Origin of the sequence: Pinisolibacter aquiterrae, assembly GCF_019160155.1 — a bacterium.
Lineage (GTDB): Bacteria > Pseudomonadota > Alphaproteobacteria > Rhizobiales > Ancalomicrobiaceae > Pinisolibacter > Pinisolibacter aquiterrae.
This window is the reverse complement of the sequence record NZ_JAFNIH010000018.1, coordinates 226,726-252,582: the sequence shown is the minus strand read 5'-3', so window position 1 is coordinate 252,582 and position 25,857 is coordinate 226,726. Positions and strand designations below refer to the sequence as shown.

Here is a 25,857-nt window from a genome sequence, read left to right as displayed (position 1 = left end):
CAACACCCTCCGCCCCCATTCGAGCCTCGGCGGCCTCGCGCCGTCGGTGTTCGCCACCCGGTCCGATCAGGGCCAGATCACCGCCGGACCAAACTTATGACCGGCAGGAAAATGGGGAGCACGTCACGAGCAATCTCGCCCGTAACATCCCTGCCACGGTGCCGGTAATGACTTGAGGCGAGCGTACTCGTTGGGCGACCGAATGCAAGATTTTGAAGTCGCGTAGAATTTCCTTGCATTGCAATCAATTGCAAAAGATGCCGCGGAAATCGTGCCGAGAAGTGCAAGGGCCACGTGAAGCCGTGGCGCCCCGATACCGTGAACGTCGCATCGATCCCGGATCAATGCAATTGATTGCACATCTCTAGGGGAGCGGCCCTCTCCGAGGGTCACGCCTCGGGTGAAGCTCCGCCCCGCGCACGAAGCTCCTCCCAAAGCTGTCCCGGCCCCAGAAGCGCGTCACGGATGCCCTGCCGAACGTGCTCGGACCCCAATGCCTGCTTGCTCATGCTGGAGTGAGCGGCGAAGGCGTCCATGATGGCGTCCATGATCTCCTGCGCCAAGTCGGGGGAGTTGCCGAACTGCTCCTTCGAGTTGTTCATCGCCTGCTCGACGAGCATCTCGGATTGCAACAGCTTCCCTTTGATGACGCCGTTCACGTAGATGAGTTTGTCTTCGTCGGTGATCTCGCCGGCGAAGAGGTCGTTGACCCTCGCAATGATCTCGTCGAGGAGTGCCCGGGCCTTGTCCTGAACGGCCCCGGCCCCGGCTTCGGTGAAGCTGAGCGTCGAGCACGGTGCGGTCGCTGACGACCAGCACGGTGTCGAAGAGCTTGTGGTTCGCCCCGTCGTGCAGGTCGGCGAGGAAGTGCGCCGTCCAGGCGATCGAGTTGGTCTTGCCCGACCCGGCCGAGTGCTGGATCAGGTACTTTTGCCCCGGCCCTTCGGCGAGTACGGCGGTGACCAGCTTCCGTGTCGCGGCGAGCTGGTGGTAGCGCGGGAAGATCAGCTTCTTGACCTGCTTCTTCGCGTCGCGTTCGGCGACGATGTAGCGCCCCAGGATTTCGAGCCAACTGTCACGCGCCCAGACCTCCTCCCAGAGGTAGGCGGTGGGGGCGCCGTTCGGGTTCGGCGGATTGCCCGCCGCCGTGCCGTTGCCCTTGTCGAAGGGCAGGAAGAACGTGTCCTTGCCCTGAAGCCACGTCGTCATCCGCACCGCCGAGTTCGACACGGCGAAGTGGACGAGCGCACCGTTCGGAAACGACAGCAGCCTCTCCGGTGCCTTGCCCTTCGGCGCGGGATCTCGGTCGAAGCGGTACTGATCGACGGCGTCCTCGACGCGCTGGGTGTAGTCGCTCTTCAACTCGACGGTCGCAACCGGCACACCGTTGAGGAACAGCACCAGATCGAGCGCGTTCTCGTTCGCGAGTGAGTACCGCACCTGCCGAACGACGCGCAGACGATTGGCGGCGAAGCGCGCCTGAAGGTCCGGGTTCATCGCGAGCGCCGGCTTGAACTGCGCCATCGCGATCGGATGGCGCAGACCGACGACCTCGAAGCCGTGCCGCAGGACGTCGAGCGTCCCGCGCTGGTCGAGTTGTTGACGAAGACGGTCGAGCAAAACGCGCTCGGCGTTCGAGCCGTTGCCCTTCACCAGAGCGTCCCAGGCCCGAGGCTGCGTCGCCTGAACCCAGGCCACGACGTCGGAGGGAAACAGCGCGCGCTCGCGGTCGTAGGCCGAGGCGTCCCCTTCGGCATGGAGCCAGCCGCCCCTCGCCAGGGCCTCGCAGATCCCGATCTCGAAGGCGACTTCCTTGTGCAGGCTCATCGAGACCTCCCACTCCACCTCCGATACCCGTAGAGCAACGTGGCTTCGCCTTTCTTAACCTCGACGCGAACCCGCGTCACCGCGGGGAGGCGGAGGTCGACGTTCTCGTCGTGACTGTTCCTTCTTCGTCCCTCTTCCGCAAATGGCCATCAAATGAAGCGCGGTTCGACCGACTTTGATTTTTTGCGTTTTTCGCAACGACCTCGGGCACCCCTGCCCCTCCGATCAAATGGCCGTCAAATGGAGATGCACACCCATTTGTTTATTAGATTTCCAGAAAATCCATACACGAGCGACGTCGTGTATGGTGGCTGGTACACGTCCGCTGTCGTCCCAGGGCGTCCTCTTGAGTATCGCATTTCCGCTTTTTCGGTACACGAGACCCGTCTCGTATGGCCGACGATACTCGTGTCACAGAACGCGCCGACCTTCGGCGGAATTGAGCAGCTCCTTGAATGCCAGGATGGCGGAGCGCCGGCCGCTCTGTTCGCGCAGCGGATGCAGGATGCCGGCCTCCCGCATCTTGCGCAGGAACGGCAAGGCCGTCTGTTTGGGGATCCCGGTCCGGGCGATGAAGTCGCTCGACTGGAACACCGGCCGATCGAACAGCGCATCGAGGATACGGATCGTGTATTGCGAGCGCGTCAGCTCTTCCAGACGATGCTTCATGTCCTCATAGAGCGACAGGATGTGCTGCACCCGATCGATGTTGTTCTGCGCCTGCCGGATGATCGCCTCGAGGAAGAAATCGATCCATCCGGTCCAGTCTCCCTCACGACTGATCGCCCTGAGACGCTCGTAATAAACCTCCCGATGGGCCTCGAGATATTCGGAGAGGTAGAACATCGGGTTCCCGAGCGCACTCTTCTGAAAGAGAAACAGCGGGATGAGCAGCCGCCCGATGCGCCCGTTGCCGTCCTTGAACGGATGGATCAACTCGAACTGCGCATGGACCACCGCCACCTGCACCAGGACGTCGATGTCGTCCGATGCGATATAGGTCTCGAACGCCTCCAGGTGGTCGCGCAGCCGCAGCGGTGCGGGCGGCACGAAGGTCGCCTGATCGATGGTGCAACCCGGCGCCCCGATCCAGTTCTGATCCTGTCGAAAGTCGCCCGGCGTCTTGTCGTGCCCGCGCACGGAGTTCATCAGGACGCGATGCATCTGGCGGATCAGCCCGAGGGTGATCGGCCGATCGGCCAGCACCTCGCGCGCCTCCATCAGCGCCTGACGGTAGTTCACGATCTCCTGGATGTCGGCGACCTTCTCGCCGGTGAAGTCGATGCCGGCCTCGTATTCGAGCACCTCGTCGACCGTGGCCTGGGTGCCCTCGATCTTCGACGACAGCACGGCTTCACGGTTGGTCAGCGGCGACAGCATGACCGAGGGATTGATGACGCTCTTCAGGAGCCCGTCGTAACGCGCCAGCGCGGCATTGGCCGGGCCGATCTTGCGCACGAGACGGCCGAGATCGAGACCGGAGAGAGGCAGGTCGTTCGGTTCCCAAGGTGTCATGCCGCCTCCTCGACGAACCCACGCACGTCGATCTTGCCGGTGACGGCGGCCGAGATCAACGCGGCGCGACGCTCCTTCAGGAGGGCGACAGCGCGCTCGGCTTCGGTCGTGAGGGCGTCGAACTTGGCGGTGATCGCATCGAGATGAGTGGAAATGGCGTGCTGCTCGTCGGCAGGTGGCATCGGCACCATGAGAGCGCGAATTTCTTCCACATTCACCCGCTTGAACGTGGACCCGATCATCACGCAAGCCAGTTGGTCGATGGTGCTCGCCGCCTTCAGTACGTGTCGAAGATAGGCACTCGAAAACTCGGGAGCCGATTTGCGCAACAGGCAGATGTCCTGCCCCATCGCGAAGGGTGGATGCCAATCGGCGACCTCGGCCACCTCACCAACGGTCGCGTTCCGGCTGAAGAGCAGATCGCCAACTTCGGGTCGCCGCCCCTCGCCGATCAACAGCTCGTAGAAAGCCTCCGTCGTCATTTTCGCCGTGCCGAGATCGACATAGCGGCTTTGAACTTCACGGATACTGGCGACAGGGATCCCCTCGTCGACGAACTCCGCCGTGACGTGCTTACAGTCCAAGACCGACCAGAACCGTTTGAGAGCGTAAGCCTCCCAATGCGCAGGCACCTCGCCGAGCCAGTCGATGCCGCTGTCCTTCATGGGGGCGTTGGGATCGAGGCCCTTGGTGACGGCGTGGGAGACGACGGCGCGGCGCTTTTCGGCGAGAAGCTCGATCAGCCGCTCCTGCTCGCGCACCAACCCATCGATCTTCGCCGTCTCGCGGTCGAGGAAGGAGGCGATGGTGGCTTGCTCGTGCTCGGGGGGAACCGCGATCTTCAGCGTCTTGAACTCGTCCCAGTAGAGGCGAAGGCGGAAGTCGGTCACGCCCTTGGACAGTCGCCGCATCTCCTCCACCGCCGCCGAAGTCCGCAGAAGTTGTTCCACGAAGCTCGTGGCGAGGCCCGTCGTCGGCCGTGCGATCACATAGGCGGGACTGACCATGCCGGAAACGGTGACAGTTCCGAAGCCGCCCTGCCAAGCGCGCATCATGTTGTAGACGAGGTCACCCGGCTCGACGCGACGATACTTGGTGACGTCGTCGCTCCTGGTGACCTTGCGGTCCATCTCCTCTTCGGCCAGTTCGCGATCGGACACCCCATCGTGGATGGAGACACTGAGGATGGGCAGTCCCTCGCACCCCTCCTCGACCGCCTCCCGAAAGAGCGCGCCCAGTCGGACCGTAGTCCAATGCGCCGGCATCTCGCCCAGCCATTCGACGCCGCTGTCGCGATAGGCGGAATAGCGCGGCAGGGTCATCGGCGATCTCCCATGCCCGCCACCTCCGCGATGACGCGCACCGCCTCCCAGATCGTCACCACCTTGAAGCAGATCAGATCCGCGTCCTTGAATGCGGCTTCGCCGAACAGATTGTGGTTCGGCTTGCTCTCCTCGAAGGTGGTGTGGTCGTAGAGCCGGCTCTCGATGTCGGAAAGCCGGCGCGCATTCACCCCGTCGGCTCGAACCCACAGGTTCTGGAACGACTGGCGGTCGGGTTCGATTGCGAGCGGCTGACCGGAGGTCGTCACGAAGCGCAAGGCATGTTTCGCGTGCCCCGCCTTCGACGGCGACAATGCCGGATGAGCGTCGATCAGCGCCAGGATGGCGTCACGGAATTCTTCGCCGGTCATGCCCCCAACCCCTCGATCATCGCCTTGATGCGGTCCGTGACCGCCTTCAGGTCCGCGTCGATCTCGGCGAGCGGGCGCGGCGGCTCGAAGACGTAGAAGTGGCGGTTGAACGGGATCTCGTAGCCGATCTTCGTCTTGTCGTGATCGATCCAGGCGTCCGCGACGTGCGGCTTCACCTCGCGGGCGAAATAGGCCTCGACGTCCTCCTTCAACGGCACGTTCTCGGTGTCGCGAAGCGACGTGTCGGGCTGGGGTTTGCCCTTCTGTTTGCCTTTGAGGCCGACGACGACCTTGCCCTTCTCGTCGCGGAGCGGGCGTTCGACCGTGATGGTGCGATAGCCGAAGTCGGCATTGTCGAAGATGCGGCTGATCGGCCGGCCGTCCTTCTCGGCCTCGGCGAAGTCGCCGAAGAGCTGGGTGATCTCCTCGATGTGCGCCTCCGACAGCTCCTTGCGCTTGGCGCCGAGCGACTTCCGCATCTTCTGCCACATGGCGGAGGCGTCGATCAGTTGCACCTTGCCCTTGCGGTGCGCCGGTTTGCGGTTCGAGACGATCCAGACATAGGTCGAGATGCCGGTGTTGTAGAACATGTCGGTCGGCAGGCCGACGATGGCCTCGAGCAGGTCGTTCTCCAGGATGTGGCGGCGGATCTCGCTCTCGCCCGACCCCGCCCCGCCGGTGAACAGCGGCGAGCCGTTCAGCACGATGCCGAAGCGCGAACCGCCCTGCGCCGGAGCCCGCATCTTCGACACGAGGTGCAAGAGGAACAGCATCGAACCGTCAGAGACGCGCGGCAGTCCCGGCCCGAAGCGACCGTTGAAGCCGTCGCGTTCATACTCGCGCCGCACCTCCTTCTCGACCTTCTTCCACTCCACCCCGAACGGTGGGTTCGACAGCATGTAGTCGAACTTCTCGTAAGGGTGGCCGTCGTCGGAGAGGGTGTTGCCGAAGGCGATCGCCTCGACGTCCTGCCCCTTGATCAGCATGTCGGCCTTGCAGATCGCATAGGACGACGGGTTCAGCTCTTGGCCGGCGACGGAGAGGCGAGCCTTCGGATTGTGCTCGGCGAGATATTCGCCGGCGACCGACAGCATGCCGCCGGTGCCGGCGGTCGGGTCGTAGATCGAGCGCACCACGCCCGGCTTCGACAACACCTCGTCGTCTTCGACGAAGAGCAGGTCGACCATCAGCCGGATGACCTCGCGCGGGGTGAAGTGCTCACCGGCCGTCTCGTTGGAGAGTTCGGCGAACCGCCGGATCAACTCCTCGAAGACGAGACCCATCTGGTGGTTGTCGACGACATCGGGGTGAAGGTCGACCTTGGCGAACTTCTCGGTGACGAGGTAGAGGAGCCCCGCCTTCGCCAGGGTCTCGATCTGCACCGCGAACTCGAACCGCTCGAAGATGTCGCGCACCGAGGCCGAGAAGCCGGCGATGTAGCCGAAGAGGTTGTCGCGGACGTGGTCGGCGTCGCCGACGATCTTGGGCAGGTCGAGCGGCGAGGTGTTGAAGAAGCTCTGCCCGGCCTTGCGCAGCAGGAACGGCTCGGGGTTGACGTCGAGCGCCTGCTTCGCCGCCAGTTCGGCCAGCACGGCGTCCTTGGTCGGGGCGAGCACACAGTCGAGGCGTCGCAGAACGGTGAAGGGCAGGATCACCTTGCCGTAATCGGACTGTTTGTAGTCGCCGCGCAGGAGATCGGCGACCGACCAGATGAACGCCGAAAGAGCTTGCTGGTTCATGGAGTTCCGGGATCCTCATGGGCCGCGCGAGCGGCGAGCAGACGACGCAGTCGCCACTCGCGAACAGCCCACGGACACTATGAGGTCGCCCTCCGCGCGACAAGCCGAGAGGCCACATCCGCGACAACGAGCACGAGCAGGATCTCAGAGCAACGTCCCGGCGGCGTTCCCGACGAACAGCTCGCCATCGCGGACGTAGCGGGCAAGCATGGCGTCCGAGGCGTGGCCGGTCTGGGCGCGGATCTTGAGCGTCGAGACCCCGGCCTGGGCGGCGCTGGTGGCGAAGCCGGCGCGGAGCGAGTGGCCGGAGTACCCGGCGGGGTCGATGCCGGCGGCGGTGACGCGCTCCCGGACGATGATGCTCACCGCCTCCCCGGAAAGCGGCCCCGCGCCGACGTTGCCGTGACGATCGACCGGGCGGAACACGGGACCGGCAGTGATGTCGGCGACGTCGATCCATCGCGCGACGGCGGCGACGGGACACCACGGGGTTCGCCCGAGCGGGATCCCGAGCCTTCGGCCTGCGCCCTCCTGATCGGTCTTCGATCGGCGGAGGGTCACGATCAGACCCTGGCGTACGGGTTCGATGGCTGTGCAATCGATTGCAACAAGTTCGGAACGTCGGAACCCACCCGCGAAGCCGAGCAGCAGAAGCGCCCTGTCCCGGATCGATCGGACGTCGTCGCCCATGCGGTCGAGCACGAGGAACAGGTCGTCTCGAAGCAGCGGCTTGGCCTGTCGCTGAGCGACACCGCGTGCGCGCCGGATGCCTCGAAGCGTCGCGCGCACGAGAGCCGACCCCGTCGGGCTCGGGAGGCCGAGGATGGAGTGGGCCTGCGAGATCGACGCCAGACGTCTGACGAGGGTCGCCACCGCAAGGGTCTCGGCGTGCGCGGCGAGGTAGGCGGCGACCTGTACGTCGGGCGAAGGGATCGTGCCGCCCCAGGCCGTGAAGTGGTCGAGGTCAACGCGATAGGCCCGCAGCGTCGACGGCGCGAGGGCCTGCCGGACGTAGGCGCGAACCTCGTCGTCGACGTCGTTGCAATCGATTGCACGAATGTCGGAGGCGTTCGCCGGTTCGTTTGTGGGCTCCGAGAAGAGAGTGTTATCGCGGGTTGGATCCTCCAGGACGGCGTGCGGGATCGCCGGCCGCAGCGTCCCGAATTGCAGCAGCGGATGCAATCGACCGAGCCCGCTCATCGCCGACCCTTCCATGGTGAGGCCTCCATGGCGGCGTCGATCTCGGCCCGCTCGGTCGGGGTGAGATCCAGGAGCCGCTGTCGGAGAAGGCCGCAGAGGCGGTCGAGGAGGGCGACGTCTTCGTCGGTCTGGTCTCCCATGACGAAGCGCAGCCGCCGCCAGGAGAAGAACAAGGCGACCCACAGTTCACGCGCCGAGGCCGTCGAGGTGTCCGTCCGTCGGAGTTCGCCGAGCACGTCGCGGAAGATGATCCCGGCCTTTTCGTGATTACCAGCGAGACCGTAGCCGTCGACCAGGAGGGCGAAGTCGGCCGTCTCTGCCCAGAGCAGCGGGGTCGGCAGTGCCGAGAAGTCGCCGGCGGCGACGGCAGGAAGCCAGTCCGGTGCCTTCATCATGACCGAGCCTCCTTCTGCCCGGCGGTCTTGCGGAAACATTCGGCCCGCAACGCGTTCAGGTGATCATAGTGCGCCCGCATGACGTCGAGGATCGGGTCGACGCCGTCATGCGGCACGCCGACCTTGGCCATGTCGATCCGGCGGCCCTCGTGTTCCAGAGAGGCCGAGAGCGGCCAATCGAGGCGGCGAGCAATCGGGATGGCGTCGGTGTAGAAGGCCCCCATCAGCGCGGCGTCCCTGACGCGCTTCGGCCCGGCGGCCTCGGTCAGAACCTTGCGAACCTCGGCGTTCTCGACGGCGAAGCGACCGATCGCGGTCTTGCCGGCTCGGGTGTGTTTGTCGAGAGCCCATGCCGGCACGTCGCCGAGCATCGGAGCCTCGGAGATCGGCTGGTCGACCACGCGGACGACCCGACCTTCGGAACGCCACGCCGCCCAGAGCGGCAGCAACAGAACGGCGATCACCTCGCGCGTCATGGCCGTCGCCTCGGCCATGGCGGTGACGAGAACCCGCGGCAAGCCGGCATCGACGCAGGCCCTGAAGAAGCCGGGTCGATCACCCCCGTCGAGACGAGGCTCGCGGCCGAGGCCGAGACCAGCAGCGGTCCAGGCCGCGACGAAACGGAGGTTCGTCGGCAGGTCGGGAGCAAACGCAGCAGCGCTGCGTTCTCCGGGGGGAAGACGAAGGCATTCGGCCCGGAACCATGCGACGCCGACGTCGTGGATGGCGATGGAAGCGACGTAATCGGTTCCGCGATCCTTGGGTGCCTCGGCGAGCGCTCGCGCCGCCTTCCTGACGGCGAGTGCTGTCTCGCACGCCGATTGGTGACCGCCGCGCCGGTTCATGGCTCGCGCCGTTCGCACGACGTCGACGACGGTGTCGATCGAGGCGAGGCCGACGTCCTCGACGGCAATCACCACGAGGCGGTTCCAGACCCGAGCGCCACGGTGGCGCCACAGCGTGACGGCGGCACGCTCGGCGAGATCGGGCAGACCACGGCGGATCGCCTTCTGAAGGATCGACGCGGAAAGCCATTGGTCGACGTCGAGAGGCGGGATCGAAGGGGGTGGTTCATTCCCGAGACCGAGAGGGTTCGAGGTGAGCAGGGAGAGGGTTCGAGACATGGTGCGGTCCTGAAAAGTGGAGGCCGCACTTGACGTTAACTGCCATCTGACATGAGACAATGAGAATGCGTCCGCCGGGACGGCGGGGGTCGAGAGGAAATCGGTGAGAGGAACGTCGATCACAGTGCAATCGATTGCACAACGAGGAGTGATCGTTCGATGGCGCTCGCAGCACGCCGGCTCACCGCGACAGCCGCCCCTCGTCGTCGATCAACCGCACCCGGGATGGTGCTCCGTCGCCCCAGAGCCAGAGAACGAGGTTCAGGTCGTCGTCGGACGTCCCCGGCGCGAAGCTGCGAACGAGAAGGCCGGGATGGCCGGAGCGGATCAGCCGCCGGGCGAAGACCTGGGTTCGGGCTTCGCCGCTCGCTCAGCGGGGATAGCCTGTGAGCCTCGTGCCGGCCTCGTCATGGGTGATGACGCGCTGGAAGCACGACAACTCGGGATCTCCGAGCTTCTCTGCCCCGCAGAACAGCACCGTCGTCCAGTCGTCGTGATGGTTGACGGTCGGACGTTGGTCGCACGTCCTGACGAAACACGCCGCACGCAGCGGGTAGGCTTGTGCCTGACCGAAACCGAATGCCTCGCTCGGGCGCTTGAACTCCACGTGAACGGCAAGGATGCGACCGCTGCGGTTCCTCAGGAAGAACAGCGCATCGGTCTCCAACCCCTTGCTGCCCTCGATCCGACAGGTGCATCGACGATCGCGCCCACACCAGTAGTTCGCCCAGTACGGCTGCTTCGTCGGTTTGCTCCACCAGCGGACGGCTCTCTGCTCGTCGGTCAGGGCTTCGGCCCCACGGTAAGCCGCCGCGGCCGGGGTGCCCTCGATCAACCAGTCCCGCACGGACTGCGAAGCGAACACGCCGGCCGCGATGACATCGAGGTAAGGTTGGGCCTTCTCCGAATAGCTCGACATCATGTCGCCACGGTTCGCGCCGGCATTGGCTGGGTGTGCTCGATCAAATGGAGGAGTGCGTCTTCCATGCCCCGCAGGCCGCGACCACCTGCGGGCTTGGCGCCGTGACGCCGGAGAGCCGTCGCGACCTGTTCGTACTCTTGCGGTGTGAACCGGAGTTGGACGCAGCGCATGCCGATGATCGCCTCACCCTCGGCGAGGATGCGACGCAGGTTCGGCACGGTATGGGTCTCGGCGAGATGAAAGAGGTGGTCGAGGTCGACGTCGGCACCGTGTGCCTTGACGACGTCGGCGATGACCGCCGCCTTGGTCCAACCGATCCGACGGAGCCGACCTCGGTACTGGTCGAGCGGCAGCACCTCCGCGACATCGACGAGATAGAGGAGGCGCTGCCGGCTCGCGCCGCGTGCGCCGGTCGCCCTGGTGGTCGCATCGAGTTCGGAGACGATCCGCCCGAAGTCTGCGGGTGCAGCTGCCTTCAGCTTCAGCAGCTGTTCGGCGAGGTCGAACGGCGTAGCGTCTCGCGAGCCGACGAGATGGCGGACCGCACGCTCCAGGCGCGCCGTCTCGCGCTTGTCGAATCCCTCGGCGTGTCCATCTCGCCCTCATGATCTCCGGTAGTGACGGTCGATCATGACGCGCGCGGGTTAAGGCTGGGCTACCCTGATCGATCATTGCAATTGATTGCAGTTCATGGCGGCGTCGACCCCTTCCCGTCGGCCGGTCACCTTTGGGGCTCTCCGCAGCCCTTTTCACCGCGCCACGTCTGCCGATCCGCCTCCCGCCGCGAACCGTGCAACGACGCTGTCGCACCGAACTTCTTGGCTTCGGGGACAGACCCCGGTTACGCGAGGCGAAGACAACCTACTGAATTCATTGCATATGAGCGACGAGCTGTAGGCTATGCTCCTGTCCCGACGCGGTCCCCACAAGATGTCGCTTCCGTCTGGAGGACGCGTCGGAGACGCTCATCTCGTCCTCGTGTGGGGAAGGGATGAACGACCACTGAGATGGCCGTGAGAGTGGCTGGAAACCTCGTGAATTGGCGGTTGGCGATCGAGGGTGGGATTGCCTTGCGGAGACTCCCCCGATCCCCGGGGGACGCACTGAGGGACGAAGGCAGAGCCAGTAATCGGGCGTGCAATTGATTGCAAATCTGACCGAAGGCCTCGCAAATATTTGGTCATCATGTCGCACCTCAGCCTCGGAGATGCACGCCGCCTTAAGGTATGTGGCGATAGCAGAGACAACGCGGGAGCGCATAAGATCTCCGATCTCGGAGGGCTACGCGCCCGTACGCGAGACGGCGACCCCCATGGCGAAGGTCTTGATCAACGACCAGGAGTTCAAAACATCGCTGCCATATGCCGCGCTGAAGGCGGCGCGATCATCGGTATCCGCCGCCTTCGTGCTGCGGAACGAGCTGGAGACGGCATACGCTCAGGCCGTCGCCGCCGGCCAAGAAAGCGTCGTCGAACTTCTCCGAATGCAGCGCCTTACCCATCCTGCCTGTGTCTTGGCTGCCGCTCTCGACGCCGGCGGAAGGAGGCCTGTTGCTGATCGGCCTACTCTCGAGATGTGCTTCAAGATCCGAGACACTCTGAAACTCGGGCAGCCCATCGACGAGGTCTCTGTCGTGAGGGTCAAAGCGAAGCCTGCCGGCGGGCACCGCTGCATCCACACCTTCGGGCCGATCCATCGGACCCAGCAGGAAATCGTCCGTCGAGTGCTTACAGATGAGTTCGAGCCGCGCTCATTCCAGTATGCTTTGCGGGGCGTGCACGCCGCCGTGCTCCAGGTTCAGAATTTTCTTAAAGCTGGGTATGTCCATATGGCTCAGCTCGACATCAGCGACTTCTTCGGCCACTTCGAATTGGAGAAGCTCGCTCCCGAACTACCCCTCCCGTGGGAGGTGGTAGAGCACGCCGTCGTAGGACGGCACATCGTGATGGCGGGGCCCCCTGGCTCTGGATCACACTCCACTCACGGAGTACCGCATCCAACCTACAGCCCCCTACCTGTGTCCATCGCGGACGAAGCCCGCCTGGGACTGCCCCAGGGTTCCATCTGCTCCCCGATCGTCACGGAGCTTTGCCTTTCTCGACTGCCGTGGTCTCCGACACCGGCAGTGAAACTGGTGAACTACGTCGACAACTTCCTCCTGCTTGCAACCGACGAAGGGTCTCTGCAGGAGGAGATCGAGAAGCTGAAATGGGCCCTGGCGCAGCTCCCAGGCGGGACATTTTCCTTCAAGCCCCCGCTGAAGAAAACTGGTGAAGCCGGGATGGTCTTCCTCGGTCATATATTTCAGGTGTCGAACGGGGAGCTTCACACACTTGTCGGATATTCGCAGGGATCGAAGCTCTTGGAGATGGAGAGTGCTCTCACTAATCACATTGGATTTCATTATAGCGTCAGCAAAAAAATCTATATAAAAGAAAAAATAATTAGATATTACGCATATATAAAAAATTTTGGAGTTTTCTATAAACATTCCGACGATGCATATACATACATTGAAATTGCAATGGAGACGATTTCTTCATTGGCAAAAAATATAGGAATTTCAATTAGTGGCATCAAGAAGGCGTCTACTCAATACCTCGATAGCGAGAAGCCTGAATTCTCAGGAAGTGGTATCGAATGAGCGATGAATTTGAATATCGATAATATACTCAATCATTCATCTTGGAGGCGGGAGACGGGTCCGCCCAAAATGCAACGATGGGGTAGGGCGTGCTGGGTGGCAAAATGAGGCGGGAACGGATGCTCGCTCTGCCATGATTGACGCTGCTGAGCATCGGGATCCGGCGCTTCGTTTGAATGTCTGGCATCAAAGCTGCCGAGAATTCTGCCGAGGAACCTGCCGGGAAAGCAAATGTGCTCTCAGGTTCCGGGATAACTCCTTGACCTACAAGGAGGCGGTGGTCGGAGTGGCAGGATTTGAACCTGCGACCCCCTCGTCCCGAACGAGGTGCGCTACCAGACTGCGCTACACTCCGTGACCGCGAGGCGCTGTATATAGACCTCCTCCCGACCCCGCAAGCCCCGATTTGCGGATCTGTGGATGACGCACCCGATCGCAGGCCGGGAAGGGGTCGCGGGGCGTGGCCGCCGCGGCCGAAACACACGGGATCTGTTGCCCGCGACATGCGGAATCGCTATAGGGGTGGCCCGACGCGACGGCTCACCGCCGTTCGCCGTCCTGGGGCGTCGCCAAGTGGTAAGGCAGCGGATTTTGATTCCGCCATCCGTAGGTTCGAATCCTGCCGCCCCAACCAAGTCTCTCCGCGCCCGTCAGGCCGTCATGTCGAGCACCAGCGACGAAGCGCTCGACGTCGTCGACCCGTTCGATCCGTAGGTCGACCCGCTCGTCTGCGACGTCTTGAGCGCGCTCAGGAAGTCGTCGAGCGCCTGCGAGGCGTCGCCGGTCGAGGAGCTGCTCTCGGCCCCGTCGGCGGGCGGCGGCGGCGGTCCACCGGCACCGCCCTCCTGCGGCGCCGCGCTCTCGAACAGTTTCGACAGCGTCTCGGCCTGATCGGAGGTGAGCGTTCCCGCCTCGACCTGATCGTCGATCAACGACTGGATCTTGTCCCGCATCTCGTCGGGCGATTTCGGCGTGGAGCCGGCGTCGCTCGACTGGGCGTCGGCCCGCATCGATTCGTCGATCGCGTCGAGCGCATCGGAAATCGAATCGGCGTCGCTGGTCGAAACCGTTCCGCTCGAGACTTCGCTCTGAAGCTCCTGTTGCAGACGTTCCTGCATCGAGACAATCGGTGGCCGAGACGGCATGGAAGAAATCGTCGACATTGTTGTCTGCTTCCTTTCTACATGAGAATACGTGGTCGCATTCGTCATGAGACAGCAGGCGCCGGGCGAGTTTATAATTCCTTGATGATTTCGACGATCGGGTGTCCTGTTGTTTCCTCTCCTGAGATGGAAACAAATGGAAACAAAAAAGGCCGATGCGAAAGTCGAAGAGTATGGCATGAGACGAACATGTACGTGACCCCGCACATCCTCGTCGTCGAAGACGACCGCGAGATCAGCGCCCTGGTGGCGCGTTATCTCAGAGCCAACGACTGTCGCGTCGCCGTCGCGGCGGACGCGCGCGAGATGGATCGCCAGCTCGCCGACGGTCACTTCGACCTGATCGTTCTCGATCTGATGCTGCCGGGCGAGGACGGCCTGTCGATCTGCCGGCGCATCCGCCGCACCAGCCGCATCCCGATCGTCATGCTGACCGCCAAGAGCGAGGAACTCGACCGAATCGTCGGCCTCGAACTCGGCGCCGACGACTATCTCGCCAAGCCCTTCAATCCGCGCGAGTTGCTGGCCCGCGTTCGCGCCGTGCTGCGGCGCTGCGAGACCGAGGAGGACCGCGCCGGCGACGGCGCGCCCAAGACCCACGCCTTCGCCGGCCATCGGCTCGACGTGCTGGCGCGCCGGCTGGAGAACGCCGAGGGCGCCGAGGTGGCCCTGACCGGCGCCGAATTCGATCTTCTGCTGGTGCTCGTCGAGCGTCCCGGCCGGGTGCTGTCGCGCGATCGCCTGCTCGACCTCACCCAGGGCCGCGCCGCCGGCCCGTTCGAGCGTTCGATCGATATTCTCATCAGCCGGATCCGGCGTAAGATCGAGGTGGATCCGCACCATCCCGAGATCGTCAAGACGGTTCGCTCGGGGGGATATCTGTTCGCCGCCGAAGTCGAGAGCACATGACGTCCCTGGCCCGCCGGTTGAAACCCCGCCGCATCGCCGCTCAGTTGGTGGTGGTGGTGGGCGTCTCGGTGGTGCTGATCCAGATCATCGTCGCCGCCTCCTTCTTCCTGGTGCGATCCTACGGCCATGGCGACGTCATCCATGTGGATGCGCTGGTGCGCCTGCTCGCCTCGCTGCCGGCGGGCGAGGTGCGCCGCGCCCGCATCGCCGAGATGCGCCGCGCCTTTCCCGAGCTCGAGATCGACCTGGTGACGGCCATGCCGCCCCACGCGCTGCCGCTGGAGCGCGGGCGCGGCGATCGCTGGCCCTACGGCCCCCTGCTCGACGACATCGCGCCCTGGGTGCGCGAGATCCGCGGCGTCCCCCCGGTCGAGAACGACGAGACGCCGCATCTGGTGCTCGCGCTCGACGGCGGCGAGTGGCTGCTGCTCGATCCGCAACTGCCGCCGGTGCCGCCGCTGCCGCCCTTCGCGGCGCCGCTGATCGGCGGGATCGCCTTCGCCGGCATCTCCTCCGTCCTGCTGGCGCTCTGGGCCGCCCACGGCCTCGTGCGGCCCTTGCGCTCGCTCGCCGCCGCCGCCCGGGAGTTCGACATCGAGGGCGAGCCGCGCCCCCTGGACGATGCCGGACCGGAGGAGGTGAGGGTGGCCTCGCGCGCCTTCGACGCGATGCGCAATCGCATCCGGGATCTGGTCGAGGACCGCACCCGCATGCTCGCCGCCATGGGCCACGATCTGCGCACGCCGATCACCCGGCTGCGCCTGCGCAGCGAATTCGTCGCCGAGGAGCCGCTGCGCGAGGAGTTCCTGCGCGATCTCGGCATGATGAACGACATGATCGAGGGCGCGCTGACCTATCTGCGCGAGGGGCGCCACGGCGAGAAGCTCGCGCTGGTCGATCTCGCGGCCCTGATCGGCACCCAATGCGACCGCGCCGCCGACCTCGGCCGCGAGGTCGCCTACGAAGGCCCCGGCCATCTCTCCTGGCGGCTGCGGCCGCAGGCGATGAACCGTGCTCTCACCAATCTGATCGACAATGCCCTGAAATACGGAACGACCGCCCGCGTCCGGCTGGCGGCGCGGAGCGGGGCGGTGGAGATCACGGTCGAGGACGACGGCCCCGGCATCCCCGCGGCGGAGCGCGAACGCATGCTGAGCCCCTTCGTGCGTGGCGACGTCGCCCGCAATCTCAACGACGCCCAGGGCTTCGGCCTCGGCCTCGCCATCGCGCGTTCGGTGGTGGAGGGGCATCACGGCACGATCGAACTCGGCACCGCCGCGATGGGCGGCCTCTCCGTGCGCATCGTGTTGCCGGCCTGACGGACGGGGTCCGCCGGGCGTCTCGCGTCGGGAAGAAGAGGGGCGCTCAGGCGCCGGAGGGGCGGGAGCCCTGCGGATGGGGCTCGCGGCTCGTCGCCGCCTCCTGGGCGGCGGCGGCGGGCTCCTCGGTCAGCCGCATGGCGCCGATCACCAGGGCGACGAAATAGCCGACCTGCAACGCGACCACCGCGACCGTGGTCATCAGGATGCTGCGGCCGCCGGCGACGGTTCCGGTCGAGCCGAGCAGGGCGCCGGTGACGATCGTCGCCAGGCAGACCCACACCAACATCCGGACATTGAACCGCAGCCCGACCACCAGACCGGCGAGCAGCGAGAGGCAGACCAGCAGCGACACGATCTCATCTCCCCGCAGCGGCATTGGACTCATGCTCCGTCGCAATGATTAACCAAAGATTGACGCGAAGGTTCCGCGCCCGTCTTCGAGGCCCGAGCGGGCACGGATGGCCCGTTTCGACGCCGTCACCATCGCCGGATGCCGCCTAAGGAAACCTTAGCGCGCCGCCGGCCGGCCCGGTGATCTCGGTGGAGAGTGAACGAAGCCGAATCGGCTTGCGGCCAATTCGCGGAAAAAAATGAAGAAGGGGGGCCGGAGCCCCCCTTTTCGAAACCGACGGTGATCGGCGGCCTCAGGCGTAGACGACGAGCAGGTCCTTGGCGTCGATCGGGGTGCCGGTCGAGACCAGCACCTCGGCGATCTTGCCGTCGCGCTCGGCGTGGATCGCCGTCTCCATCTTCATCGCTTCGATGGAGAGCAGCACGTCGCCGGCCTTGACCTCCTGGCCGGCCTTGACCGCGACGGTCGAGACCACGCCCGGCATCGGCGCGCCGACATGGGTCTCGTCGGCCTCGTCGGCCTTGCGCCGCGCCACCACCTTGGCGGTGGCGGAACGGTTCGGCACCTTGACGATGCGCGGCTGGCCGTTGAGCTCGAAGAACACCTTGACCATGCCGCCGTCGTCGGTCTCGCCGATCGCCTGGGCGAGCACCACCAGCGTCTTGCCCTTCTCGATCTCCACCATCACCTCCTCGCCGGGCTGGAGCCCGTAGAAATAGGTGGGCGTGGGGAGCGCCGAGGTCGGCCCGTAGAGGTCGTGCATGCGCGAGAAGTCGGTGTAGACCTTGGGGTACATCACATAGGAGGCGAGATCGGTGTCGGAGATCTCGGCCGGCTCGCGCCCCGTCGTCTTGGCCGCGTCGGCGCGCACCGCCTCGAGATCGGCGTCGGCCATCAACGAGCCGGGCCGGTCGGTATAGGCCGGCTGACCCTTGAGGATCTTGGTCTGGAGCGCCTTCGGCCATCCCCCCGGCGGCTGGCCGAGATCGCCGCGGAAGAGCTGGACCACGCTCTCCGGGAACGAGACGTCCTTGGCCGGATCCTCGACCTCGGCCGCCGTGAGACCGGCCGCCACCATCGACAGCGCCATGTCGCCGACGACCTTGGAGGTCGGCGTCACCTTGACGATGTCGCCGAACATCCGGTTGACGTCGGCATAGGCCTGGGCGACGTCGTGCCACTTGGCCTCGAGGCCGAGCGCGCGCGCCTGCTCCTTGAGGTTGGTGAACTGGCCGCCCGGCATCTCGTGGAGATAGACCTCCGAGGCACCGGAGCGCAGGTCGCTCTCGAAGGCGCGATACTGCGTCCGGACCGCCTCCCAATAGAAGGAGAGCTTGCGGATTACCGCCGGATCGAGCCCGGAATCGCGCTCGGTGCCCTTCAGCGCCGAGACGATCGAGCCGAGACACGGCTGCGAGGTGAGGCCGGAGAAGGCGTCCATCGCCGCGTCGACCGCGTCCACCCCGGCATCGACCGCCGCCAGCACCGAGGCGGCGGAAATGCCCGAGGTGTCGTGGGTGTGGAAATGGATCGGGATCGAGATCTCCTCGCGCAGCGCCCCGAACAGCACCTTGGCCGCCGGCGGCTTGAGGAGCCCGGCCATGTCCTTGACGCCGAGGATGTGGGCGCCGGCCTTCTCCATCTCCTTGGCGAGCTGGACATAGTATTTGAGCGAGTATTTCGCCCGATCCGGATCGAGAATGTCGCCGGTGTAGCAGACGGCGGCTTCCGCCACCTTGTTCTCGGAGGCGACCGCCTCGATCGCCGGGCGGATGTTCTCCATCCAGTTGAGCGCGTCGAAGATGCGGAAGACGTCGACGCCGCCCTGGGCCGCCTGACGGACGAAGAACTTGACGACGTTGTCGGGATAGTTGGCGTAGCCGACGCCGTTGGCGCCGCGCAGCAGCATCTGCAGCAGGATGTTGGGCGCCTTCTCGCGGATCGCGGCCAAGCGCTCCCACGGATCCTCGGTGAGGAAGCGCATGGCCACGTCGAAGGTCGCCCCGCCCCAGCACTCGAGGCTGAAGAGCTGCGGCAGCGCCTGCGCATAGGCCTCGGCCACGTGGACGATGTCGAAGGAGCGCATGCGGGTGGCCAGCAGCGACTGATGGCCGTCGCGCATCGTGGTGTCGGTGACCAGAACCCGCCGCTGTTCGAGCATCCAGTCGGCCAGCCCCTTGGGGCCGCGCGCGTCGAGGATCTGCTTGGTGCCCGGCACGATCGGCCGGTCGAAGCGCGGCACGACCGGCTTCGGCGCATCCTTGGGCGGGGTCGTGCGGCCGCGTACCTCCGGGTGCCCGTTGACGGTGACGTCGGCGATGAAGGTGAGGAGTTTGGTCGCGCGGTCCTTGCGCTTCTGCCCCCGGAACAGCTCCGGCGTCTCGTCGATGAAGCGGGTGGTGTAGGTGCAGTCGCGGAAGGCGGGATGGGTGATCACGTTCTCGACGAAGGCGAGATTGGTGGCGACGCCGCGAATGCGGAACTCGCGCAGGGCGCGATCCATCCGGGCGATCGTCTCCTCCGGGGTCGACGCCCAGGCGGTGATCTTCTCCAGCATCGGATCGTAGAAGCGGGTGATCACGGCGCCCGAATAGGCGGTGCCGCCGTCGAGGCGGATGCCGAAGCCCATCGCGCCGCGATAGGCGGTGATGCGGCCGTAGTCGGGCACGAAGTTGTTGTCGGGATCCTCGGTGGTGATGCGGCACTGGAGGGCATGGCCGTTGAGCCGGATCGCGTCCTGATGCGGGACGCCGGAGGCCGGCGCGCCGATCCGCTCGCCCTCGATCAGATGGATCTGCGCCTTGACGATGTCGATGCCGGTCACCTGTTCGGTGACGGTGTGCTCGACCTGGATGCGCGGATTGACCTCGATGAAGTAGAACTTGCCGGTGTCGGCATCCATCAGGAATTCGACCGTGCCGGCGGCGACGTAATTGGTCGCCTCGGCGATCTTCACCGCGTGGCCGCACAGTTCGTCGCGCTGGGTCTGATCGAGATAGGGCGCCGGCGCGCGCTCGACGACCTTCTGATGACGCCGCTGCACCGAGCAGTCGCGTTCGAACAGGTGAACGACGTTGCCGTGGGTGTCGCCGAGGATCTGCACCTCGACGTGGCGCGCGCGCTCGACCAGTTTCTCGAGATAGACCTCGTCCTTGCCGAAGGCGGCCTTGGCCTCGCGCTTGGCGGCGACCACGTCGCGCATCAATTGTGCCTCGTCACGGATGACGCGCATGCCGCGTCCGCCGCCGCCCCAGGACGCCTTCAGCATCACCGGATAGCCGATCTCCAGAGCGGCCTTCTTGACGAGCTCCATGTCGTCGGGCAGCGGCTCGGTCGCCGGCATCACCGGCACGCCGACGGACATGGCGAGATTGCGCGCGGCGACCTTGTTGCCGAGACGACGCATCGTCTCCGCGGAGGGGCCGATGAAGGTGATGCCGGCCTCCGCGCAGGCGTCGGCGAATTCCGGGCTCTCCGACAGGAAGCCGTAGCCGGGATGGATCGCGTCGGCGCCGGAGAGCCGGGCGACGCGGATGATCTCGGGAACCGAGAGATAGGCCTCGATCGGCCCCATGCCCTTGCCCACCTGATAGGCTTCGTCAGCCTTGAAACGGTGCAGGGCGAGCTTGTCTTCCTCCGCGAAGACCGCGACCGTCTCCAGCCCCAACTCGTTGGCGGCGCGGAACACGCGGATGGCGATCTCGGAACGATTGGCGACCAGCAATTTCTTGATCTTCGGCACGGGCGAAGCGTCCTCTCGGTCCTGGTACGAAACGATTAGAATTCGAGAGACGCAAAAACCGCGTGGCATCTCTCGAACCGACCGTCGCAACCTTCGGCGACGATCCTACGAACGTCGTAGCAAACCATGGACCATTCGCGGAATGGGAAAAAGACGCAGGCGTACCGCAATGCGGCAAAAAAAGACGTGAATATCGAAATTTTTACAAAATATCGAAAATAAAGGCACCCTCGAAGGAGGTCGAGGTGCTCTTCACACATCGACCGTCGCATCGCAACCCCGTCGGTCGGCCAAATCACGCCGTGCGACGGGCCGCCGGGGTGAAAACACGTCGGGCCACGCGCGCCGGAGCGGTCTCGCCGATCGCGAGGTCGCCGACGAGGGGGAGCCGGCGCAGGCGATTTGCGCGTCACGGAGCGGGGTGATGGGCGATGAAATGCTGTAGGGTGACATAGAGCGAGGCGGCATGCGGGCCGTCCTTGCGGTCGAGCGCCTCGCGGATGTCGTCGACGATCATCGCATGCACCCGTTCGGCGCCGTTGGCCTGATGAACCAAGTAGTCGCCGAGCGCGGCGGCGGCCACGTCGGGAATGTGTTCGTGTTCGGCGATCGCCTCGATTTCGTCCACGTCGAGGTCGCACAGGCCGAGAATGTCGTCCTTCGAGATCATGGTTCGTCCTCCCGGGTCAGTCTTGTTTACGGAAAATTTACCACGAATCGGATCGAGGTCATTGAGTATTCGCAAGTCACCGTGAGATTCTGCGAAGAATATCAGAGAGGGAATCTTCCGTGAGCGGTCATCCAGTGTTCGTCGAAGCCCTTCGCGGCGGTCATGTCGAGAGCCGTCACCCGATCGCCTTCGCGATCGCCGATGCCGAGGGTCGGCTGGTCGCGACGCGCGGCGACGTCGAGCGGCCGGTGTTTCCGCGTTCGGCGATCAAGGTGATCCAGGCGCTGCCGCTGGTGGAGAGCGGGGCCGCCGACGCCCTCGGCTTCACCACCGCCGAGCTGGCGCTGGCGACCGCCTCCCACAACGGCGAGGCGCCCCACGTCGAGGGCGCCCGCGCCATGCTCGCCAAGGTCGGCCGCGACGAGACCTGCCTCGCCTGCGGGCCGCAATGGCCGGGCCGCGAGGCCGATCGCGGCCGCCTCCACGTCGCCGGGCGCCAGCCGTCGCGGCTCCACAACAATTGCTCGGGCAAACACGCCGGCTTCGTCTGCGCCGCCTGTCATCAGGAGATGGACCCCGCCGGCTACGAGCGGGTCGATCACCCGCTCCATCGGCAGATCGCCGCCGCGCTCGCCGACGTCACCGGGGTCGATCTCTCGGCGATGCCGCGCGGCACCGACGGCTGTTCGATTCCGACCTGGGCGATCCCCTTGCGCGCGCTCGCCCATGGCTTCGCCAAGCTGACCACCGGAGTCGGCCTCGCCCCGACCCGCGCCGCCGCCGCCGACCGGCTCCTCGCCGCCGCCCGCGCCGAGCCCTTCATGATCGCCGGAACCGGGCGGACCTGCACCGAGCTGATCGAGGCCTTCGACGGCCGGATCTACGTCAAGATCGGCGCCGAGGGCGTCTATGTGGCGAGCCTGCCGGAGCTGGGTCTGGCGGTGGCGCTGAAATGCGCCGACGGCGCGGCCCGCGCGGCGGAAGTGGCGGTCGCGACCCTCGTCGCCCATCTGACCGGCCGCGCCGACGACCCGGCGCTCGCCCCCTTCCTGTCGCAGACCCTGCGCGATTGGAACGGCGCGGAAGTCGGCGCGGTGCGCGCCGCCGAGGGCTGGCGCGCGGCGATCGCCGGCGCCTGAGCGCGGGGAGGGCGGTCACGATCGCATGTTCGCCCAGACGCTCCCGAGCACCAGGACCATGCCGAAGGCCTGGGCCGGCGTGGGCGTCTGGCCCATCACCACCACCCCGAGCGCGACGGCGACCAGGGGGCTGAGGAAGCCGAGCGGCGCGACCACCGTCGGCTCGAGCCGGGCGAGCCCGCGAAACCACAGCCAATAGGTGAGGGCGGCGCCGATCAGGCCGAGGTAGAGGAGGCCGAGCACGTTCGCCGTGCCGAGCGGCGGCAGAGGCGGTTCGAGCGCGAGCGCCACCGGCGCGAGGAGGAGCCCGCCGGCGACCAGTTGCCAGGCGGTGAAGGTCAGCGGCGTCTCGGCCGGCCGCCAATGGCGGGTCAGGACCGTGCCGAGTGCCATCGACGCCGCGCCGGCGAGCGTCGCGACGATGCCGATCGGATCGAGCGCCGCCGCCGGCGTGAGGACGAGGAGCGCCACGCCGATCAGTCCGACCACCCCGACGACGACTTGGCGCGCGCGCACCGCCGTGCCGACGATCAGGCGCTGAAGCGCGATCACCAGGAGCGGCTGGACCGCGCCGAGCGTCGCCGCCACGCCGCCGGGCAGGCGATAGGCGCCGACGAAGAGACACGCCCAGAAGATCGAGAAGTTGAGCGCCCCGAGAACGGCGACGCGCCCCCACCACACGCCCGTCGGCAACCGCCGCACAACCGCCAGCAGCAGCAGCCCGGCCGGCAACGCCCGCAGCAGCGCCAGCGTCAGCGGCCGGTCGGGGGGAAGCCACAGCGTGGTGACGAGATAGGTGCTGCCCCAGATCGCCGGGGCGGCGGCGGTCGCGGCGAGGTCGAGAAGGGCCATCGCGGATCTCCATTTATCTCGACGTCAAGATATATGAAACCATCTCGATGTCGAGACGAATCGCGGCTTGACCTTCCGCCGCGCCTGCGGTCACGTCGCGGACATGGATTCCGTCGATGCGATCCTCGCCCAATGGCGCCGTGAGCGGCCCGAACTCGACGTGGCGCCGATGGGGCTGCTCGGCCGCCTCGTCCGCCTGACGACGCATCTGCGCCGCGAGATCGAGCACACGCTCGCCCGTCACGGCCTCACCGCCTCGAGCTTCGACATTCTCGCCACGTTGCGCCGGTCCGGGGCGCCCTATCGGCTGTCGCCGGGCGATCTCCTGGCGACGGCGATGGTGACCTCGGGCACCATGACCAATCGCATCGATCAATTGGAGAAGATCGGCCTCGTCGAACGCCTGCCCAATCCGGAGGACGGGCGCGGCGTGCTCGTCGCCCTGACGGCGATCGGGCTCGAGCGCATCGAGGCGGCGGTCACGGCCCATGTCGAGACGCAGATCCGCCTCACCGCCGAGATGCCCGAGACCGATCGCGAGGCGCTCGACGCGCTGCTGCGCGGCTGGCTCGCCCGGTTCGAGTGAGGTCCGGGAGCGGGCGTCATACCATCGGGCATTGAAAATGACCGATGGTATGCCTGACGCGAATTTCTCATGCCTCTGACGCAGATGAGAAATTCGCGTTTCTTCAAAGGCCGGGTGCGTCAGCACCTTCGGCCTTTGGCATCAGCGCCCGATCGTCGCCGTGAGCGGGCCGATCGCCGCCGCCACCGCCCGTTCCAGATCGACCGCGCGCCAAGGGCTGCGCGGCGCGACCTCCCGGGTCGGCGGCAGATGCACGAAGGCGGTCGGCCGCGCCGGCCGGGCGCCGAGCGCGCGCCACAGCAACGCGTTGCAGAGATAGGCACCGGCATCCCCGGAGACGGCGGCCGGCAGGCCGAGCGCGGCGATCGCCGCCGTCATCGCCCGAATCGGTGCCCGCGCCGGACGAAACGGCATGTCCTCGCCGTCGAGCCGCGCGTGGGGATGTCGCCCGGCGGCATCGACCACCGCCGTCAGGATCCGGTTCCGCGCGCGCGCCTCGACCCGCACCACGCTCGCGCGCCGGGCGAGGCCGAGCAGCAGCACGGCGTCGGGGTCGGTCTCGACGAGGATCGTCTCGAACCCGGCGATCGCGTCCCAGGTCACCGGCAGCACCCGGCCGACGATCTCGATCCGCGCCGCGAGATCGGCGCGCGCGGCGAGACGCGCGACCACCACCTCGGTCGGATTGCGCGGGGCGCCGGGAAACGGCCCGAAGCCGGTCAGGAGCAGACGCGGACGACGCATCGGCGCTCCTCCGCTCAGATCCCCATCAGTCCGGCGATCTCGTCGACGGCGATCGAGGCCGAGACGGTGCCCTCGCGCACGCCCGTCTCCAGCGTGTGGAGACGCCCGGCGACGCGGGTGTCGTGACGCAGCGCCTGCATCACCCGCTCCTCCAGCATCGACCACATCCAGGCGACCTGCTGGGCCCGCCGCCGTTCGGCGAATTCGCCGGTCGCCTCGAGCTTGACCCGGTGGGTCTCGACCTGTTCCCACATCGCCTCGAGGCCCTGGTTGGCGAGGCCGGAGACCAGCACCACCGGCGGCGTCCAGGCCGACGACTTCGCCGCCATGATGTTGAGCGCCGCCCGATATTCCGACGCCGCCTGCCGCGCCCGGTTGGCGTTGTCGCCGTCGGACTTGTTGACGGCGATCATGTCGGCGATCTCGAGCACGCCCTTCTTGATGCCCTGCAACTCGTCGCCGGCGCCGGGCAGCATCAGGACCAGGAAGAAGTCGACCATGCCGGCGACCGTGGTCTCCGACTGGCCGACGCCGACCGTCTCCACCAGGATCACGTCGAAGCCCGCCGCCTCGCAGAGCAGCATCGTCTCGCGCGTCTTGGCGGCGACGCCGCCGAGCGTGCCCGAGGAGGGCGAGGGGCGGATGAAGGCATTGCGGTCGACGGCGAGCTTGGCCATGCGGGTCTTGTCGCCGAGGATCGAGCCGCCGGTGCGCGTCGAGGAGGGGTCGACCGCCAGCACCGCCACCTTGTGGCCGGCCGCCGTCAGATTGGCGCCCAATTGATCGATCGTGGTGGACTTGCCGACGCCGGGCACCCCGGTGATGCCGACCCGATGTGCTCGCCCGGTCGCCGGCAGCAGCGCCTGGACCAGCGCGCGGGCCTTGGCCTGATGCTCCGGCTTCTTCGATTCGACCAGCGTGATGGCCCGCGCCAGAGTCGAGCGGTCGCCGGCCAGGATCTTCTCCGCCAGCACCTCGATCGGAACGTCGCGCGCCGCATGGACCGGCGCGTGCGCGGCCGAGGGCGGCGTCGTCGAGACGTCGCCGGCCGCGTCGACCGAGACATGGGCGAGACCGGCGGTGGGGGGCGCGAAGGAGGAGGTGGACATGGCGGTCTCTCGAGAGGCGGCGCCCGAGGCGCCCTGGTTCCAGTCCTGCCCGCTCCCGGCGGCGGAGTCCAGACGCTTTTCGTCGCGACGGGGAAAACACGTTTTGTTTCAAGGGGCTGATCGTCGCGCCCGGCGCTGCGCCGAAGCCCGCCCCGCGTGTGATTCGTCGGCGGTGCCCTTCCATTCCCATCGGCGCATTCCCATATTGGA

22 protein-coding genes, 2 tRNA genes and 1 pseudogene are annotated in these 25,857 nt (G+C 66.2%); 7 read left to right on the top strand and 18 right to left on the bottom strand.

Features of this window, described 5'->3' with window-relative positions:
- Window positions 1-459: 459 nt before the first annotated feature.
- The 10 genes and pseudogenes from J3S89_RS04245 to J3S89_RS04200 all read right to left on the bottom strand — a co-directional run bounded on the left by J3S89_RS04245 (window position 460) and on the right by J3S89_RS04200 (window position 10,415).
- Window positions 460-1,827: a type I restriction endonuclease gene (locus tag J3S89_RS04245; RefSeq protein WP_217926224.1), complete on the bottom strand. Its 1,368-nt coding sequence runs from the start codon at window positions 1,825-1,827 to the stop codon at window positions 460-462.
- Between the two features lie 411 nt (window positions 1,828-2,238).
- Entirely contained in the window at window positions 2,239-3,342 is a 1,104-nt protein-coding gene (locus J3S89_RS04240) for a Fic family protein (protein ID WP_217926223.1), read from the bottom strand.
- Window positions 3,339-4,664, bottom strand: a complete 1,326-nt coding sequence (locus J3S89_RS04235) for a restriction endonuclease subunit S (protein WP_217926222.1) — start codon at window positions 4,662-4,664, stop codon at window positions 3,339-3,341. The genes J3S89_RS04240 and J3S89_RS04235 overlap by 4 nt, the downstream gene beginning before the upstream one ends.
- Entirely contained in the window at window positions 4,661-5,035 is a 375-nt protein-coding gene (locus tag J3S89_RS04230; protein ID WP_217926221.1) for a hypothetical protein, read from the bottom strand. The genes J3S89_RS04235 and J3S89_RS04230 overlap by 4 nt, the downstream gene beginning before the upstream one ends.
- The gene (locus J3S89_RS04225) at window positions 5,032-6,774 is read right to left on the bottom strand and encodes a type I restriction-modification system subunit M (RefSeq protein WP_217926220.1); all 1,743 of its coding nucleotides are present in this window, start codon (window positions 6,772-6,774) and stop codon (window positions 5,032-5,034) included. Before J3S89_RS04225 ends, J3S89_RS04230 begins: the two co-directional genes overlap by 4 nt.
- A gap of 144 nt (window positions 6,775-6,918) precedes the next feature.
- On the bottom strand, window positions 6,919-7,974 hold the full coding sequence (locus J3S89_RS04220) for a site-specific integrase (protein ID WP_217926219.1): 1,056 nt from the start codon (window positions 7,972-7,974) through the stop codon (window positions 6,919-6,921).
- Window positions 7,971-8,369 (bottom strand): hypothetical protein, encoded by a 399-nt coding sequence (locus tag J3S89_RS04215; RefSeq protein WP_217926218.1) that lies wholly within the window; start codon window positions 8,367-8,369, stop codon window positions 7,971-7,973. Before J3S89_RS04215 ends, J3S89_RS04220 begins: the two co-directional genes overlap by 4 nt.
- Complete coding sequence (locus J3S89_RS04210) at window positions 8,366-9,493, bottom strand: hypothetical protein (RefSeq protein ID WP_217926217.1); 1,128 nt, start codon at window positions 9,491-9,493, stop codon at window positions 8,366-8,368. Before J3S89_RS04210 ends, J3S89_RS04215 begins: the two co-directional genes overlap by 4 nt.
- 181 nt (window positions 9,494-9,674) lie before the next feature.
- Window positions 9,675-9,863 (bottom strand): annotated as a pseudogene (locus tag J3S89_RS04205) (RES domain-containing protein); the annotation flags it as partial.
- A complete protein-coding gene (locus tag J3S89_RS04200) occupies window positions 9,864-10,415 on the bottom strand; it encodes a hypothetical protein (RefSeq protein ID WP_217926216.1) in 552 nt (183 codons plus the stop codon). It abuts the pseudogene before it with no gap.
- A 32-nt stretch (window positions 10,416-10,447) separates the two neighbouring features.
- Between J3S89_RS04200 and J3S89_RS04195 the strand changes: the two genes are divergently transcribed.
- Window positions 10,448-11,023, top strand: coding sequence for a hypothetical protein (locus tag J3S89_RS04195; RefSeq protein WP_217926215.1), 576 nt, complete (start codon window positions 10,448-10,450; stop codon window positions 11,021-11,023).
- Between the two features lie 704 nt (window positions 11,024-11,727).
- On the top strand, window positions 11,728-13,059 hold the full coding sequence (locus J3S89_RS04190; RefSeq protein WP_217926214.1) for an RNA-dependent RNA polymerase family protein: 1,332 nt from the start codon (window positions 11,728-11,730) through the stop codon (window positions 13,057-13,059).
- Between the two features lie 278 nt (window positions 13,060-13,337).
- On the opposite strand, the gene J3S89_RS04185 is transcribed toward J3S89_RS04190, so the two are convergent.
- Window positions 13,338-13,414: transfer RNA gene (locus J3S89_RS04185), tRNA-Pro, on the bottom strand.
- 204 nt (window positions 13,415-13,618) lie between these two features.
- On the opposite strand from J3S89_RS04185, the gene J3S89_RS04180 reads away from it, so the two are divergent.
- Window positions 13,619-13,693, top strand: a tRNA-Gln gene (locus J3S89_RS04180).
- A gap of 16 nt (window positions 13,694-13,709) precedes the next feature.
- Here the strand turns inward: J3S89_RS04180 and J3S89_RS04175 are convergent.
- Window positions 13,710-14,177 carry a hypothetical protein gene (locus tag J3S89_RS04175; RefSeq protein WP_230488940.1) on the bottom strand — a complete coding sequence of 156 codons (468 nt, stop codon included), beginning with the start codon at window positions 14,175-14,177 and terminating at the stop codon, window positions 13,710-13,712.
- 234 nt (window positions 14,178-14,411) lie between these two features.
- Here J3S89_RS04175 and J3S89_RS04170 point away from each other — a divergent pair, with 234 nt between their 5' ends.
- On the top strand, window positions 14,412-15,131 hold the full coding sequence (locus tag J3S89_RS04170) for a response regulator (RefSeq protein ID WP_217926213.1): 720 nt from the start codon (window positions 14,412-14,414) through the stop codon (window positions 15,129-15,131).
- Window positions 15,128-16,450 (top strand): ATP-binding protein, encoded by a 1,323-nt coding sequence (locus J3S89_RS04165; RefSeq protein ID WP_217926212.1) that lies wholly within the window; start codon window positions 15,128-15,130, stop codon window positions 16,448-16,450. The genes J3S89_RS04170 and J3S89_RS04165 overlap by 4 nt, the downstream gene beginning before the upstream one ends.
- A gap of 46 nt (window positions 16,451-16,496) precedes the next feature.
- Here J3S89_RS04165 and J3S89_RS04160 read toward each other — a convergent pair whose 3' ends face one another.
- From J3S89_RS04160 to J3S89_RS04150, 3 genes are all read right to left on the bottom strand, one after another.
- Window positions 16,497-16,805, bottom strand: a complete 309-nt coding sequence (locus J3S89_RS04160; RefSeq protein ID WP_217926211.1) for a hypothetical protein — start codon at window positions 16,803-16,805, stop codon at window positions 16,497-16,499.
- A gap of 292 nt (window positions 16,806-17,097) precedes the next feature.
- The gene (gene pyc / locus J3S89_RS04155; protein ID WP_230488939.1) at window positions 17,098-20,547 is read right to left on the bottom strand and encodes a pyruvate carboxylase; all 3,450 of its coding nucleotides are present in this window, start codon (window positions 20,545-20,547) and stop codon (window positions 17,098-17,100) included.
- Window positions 20,548-20,956: 409 nt separating this feature from the next.
- Entirely contained in the window at window positions 20,957-21,217 is a 261-nt protein-coding gene (locus J3S89_RS04150) for a hypothetical protein (protein WP_217926209.1), read from the bottom strand.
- A 119-nt stretch (window positions 21,218-21,336) separates the two neighbouring features.
- On the opposite strand from J3S89_RS04150, the gene J3S89_RS04145 reads away from it, so the two are divergent.
- A complete protein-coding gene (locus tag J3S89_RS04145; RefSeq protein ID WP_217926208.1) occupies window positions 21,337-22,356 on the top strand; it encodes an asparaginase in 1,020 nt (339 codons plus the stop codon).
- A 15-nt stretch (window positions 22,357-22,371) separates the two neighbouring features.
- On the opposite strand, the gene J3S89_RS04140 is transcribed toward J3S89_RS04145, so the two are convergent.
- A complete protein-coding gene (locus J3S89_RS04140) occupies window positions 22,372-23,208 on the bottom strand; it encodes an EamA family transporter (RefSeq protein ID WP_217926207.1) in 837 nt (278 codons plus the stop codon).
- Window positions 23,209-23,311: 103 nt separating this feature from the next.
- On the opposite strand from J3S89_RS04140, the gene J3S89_RS04135 reads away from it, so the two are divergent.
- Complete coding sequence (locus J3S89_RS04135) at window positions 23,312-23,794, top strand: MarR family winged helix-turn-helix transcriptional regulator (RefSeq protein ID WP_217926238.1); 483 nt, start codon at window positions 23,312-23,314, stop codon at window positions 23,792-23,794.
- 141 nt (window positions 23,795-23,935) lie between these two features.
- Here the strand turns inward: J3S89_RS04135 and J3S89_RS04130 are convergent, their stop codons facing one another.
- Entirely contained in the window at window positions 23,936-24,538 is a 603-nt protein-coding gene (locus J3S89_RS04130; protein ID WP_217926206.1) for a pyroglutamyl-peptidase I, read from the bottom strand.
- 14 nt (window positions 24,539-24,552) lie between these two features.
- Window positions 24,553-25,647: a methylmalonyl Co-A mutase-associated GTPase MeaB gene (gene meaB, locus J3S89_RS04125; RefSeq protein ID WP_217926205.1), complete on the bottom strand. Its 1,095-nt coding sequence runs from the start codon at window positions 25,645-25,647 to the stop codon at window positions 24,553-24,555.
- Window positions 25,648-25,857: the final 210 nt, after the last annotated feature.

Bases quoted from the DNA above. Each gene is read 5' to 3' on its own strand.
- J3S89_RS04175 (WP_230488940.1), bottom strand. From the start codon at position 14,177: ATGCAGGAACGTCTGCAACAGGAGCTTCAGAGCGAAGTCTCGAGCGGA.
- J3S89_RS04170 (WP_217926213.1), top strand. From the start codon at position 14,412: ATGTACGTGACCCCGCACATCCTCGTCGTCGAAGACGACCGCGAGATC.
- J3S89_RS04190 (WP_217926214.1), top strand. From the start codon at position 11,728: ATGGCGAAGGTCTTGATCAACGACCAGGAGTTCAAAACATCGCTGCCA.
- J3S89_RS04130 (WP_217926206.1), bottom strand. From the start codon at position 24,538: ATGCGTCGTCCGCGTCTGCTCCTGACCGGCTTCGGGCCGTTTCCCGGC.
- J3S89_RS04235 (WP_217926222.1), bottom strand. From the start codon at position 4,664: ATGACCCTGCCGCGCTATTCCGCCTATCGCGACAGCGGCGTCGAATGG.
- J3S89_RS04240 (WP_217926223.1), bottom strand. From the start codon at position 3,342: ATGACACCTTGGGAACCGAACGACCTGCCTCTCTCCGGTCTCGATCTC.
- J3S89_RS04165 (WP_217926212.1), top strand. From the start codon at position 15,128: ATGACGTCCCTGGCCCGCCGGTTGAAACCCCGCCGCATCGCCGCTCAG.
- J3S89_RS04245 (WP_217926224.1), bottom strand. From the start codon at position 1,827: ATGAGCCTGCACAAGGAAGTCGCCTTCGAGATCGGGATCTGCGAGGCC.
- J3S89_RS04220 (WP_217926219.1), bottom strand. From the start codon at position 7,974: ATGAGCGGGCTCGGTCGATTGCATCCGCTGCTGCAATTCGGGACGCTG.
- J3S89_RS04135 (WP_217926238.1), top strand. From the start codon at position 23,312: ATGGATTCCGTCGATGCGATCCTCGCCCAATGGCGCCGTGAGCGGCCC.
- J3S89_RS04150 (WP_217926209.1), bottom strand. From the start codon at position 21,217: ATGATCTCGAAGGACGACATTCTCGGCCTGTGCGACCTCGACGTGGAC.
- J3S89_RS04140 (WP_217926207.1), bottom strand. From the start codon at position 23,208: ATGGCCCTTCTCGACCTCGCCGCGACCGCCGCCGCCCCGGCGATCTGG.
- meaB (WP_217926205.1), bottom strand. From the start codon at position 25,647: ATGTCCACCTCCTCCTTCGCGCCCCCCACCGCCGGTCTCGCCCATGTC.
- J3S89_RS04225 (WP_217926220.1), bottom strand. From the start codon at position 6,774: ATGAACCAGCAAGCTCTTTCGGCGTTCATCTGGTCGGTCGCCGATCTC.
- J3S89_RS04210 (WP_217926217.1), bottom strand. From the start codon at position 9,493: ATGTCTCGAACCCTCTCCCTGCTCACCTCGAACCCTCTCGGTCTCGGG.
- J3S89_RS04230 (WP_217926221.1), bottom strand. From the start codon at position 5,035: ATGACCGGCGAAGAATTCCGTGACGCCATCCTGGCGCTGATCGACGCT.
- J3S89_RS04200 (WP_217926216.1), bottom strand. From the start codon at position 10,415: ATGATGTCGAGCTATTCGGAGAAGGCCCAACCTTACCTCGATGTCATC.
- J3S89_RS04215 (WP_217926218.1), bottom strand. From the start codon at position 8,369: ATGATGAAGGCACCGGACTGGCTTCCTGCCGTCGCCGCCGGCGACTTC.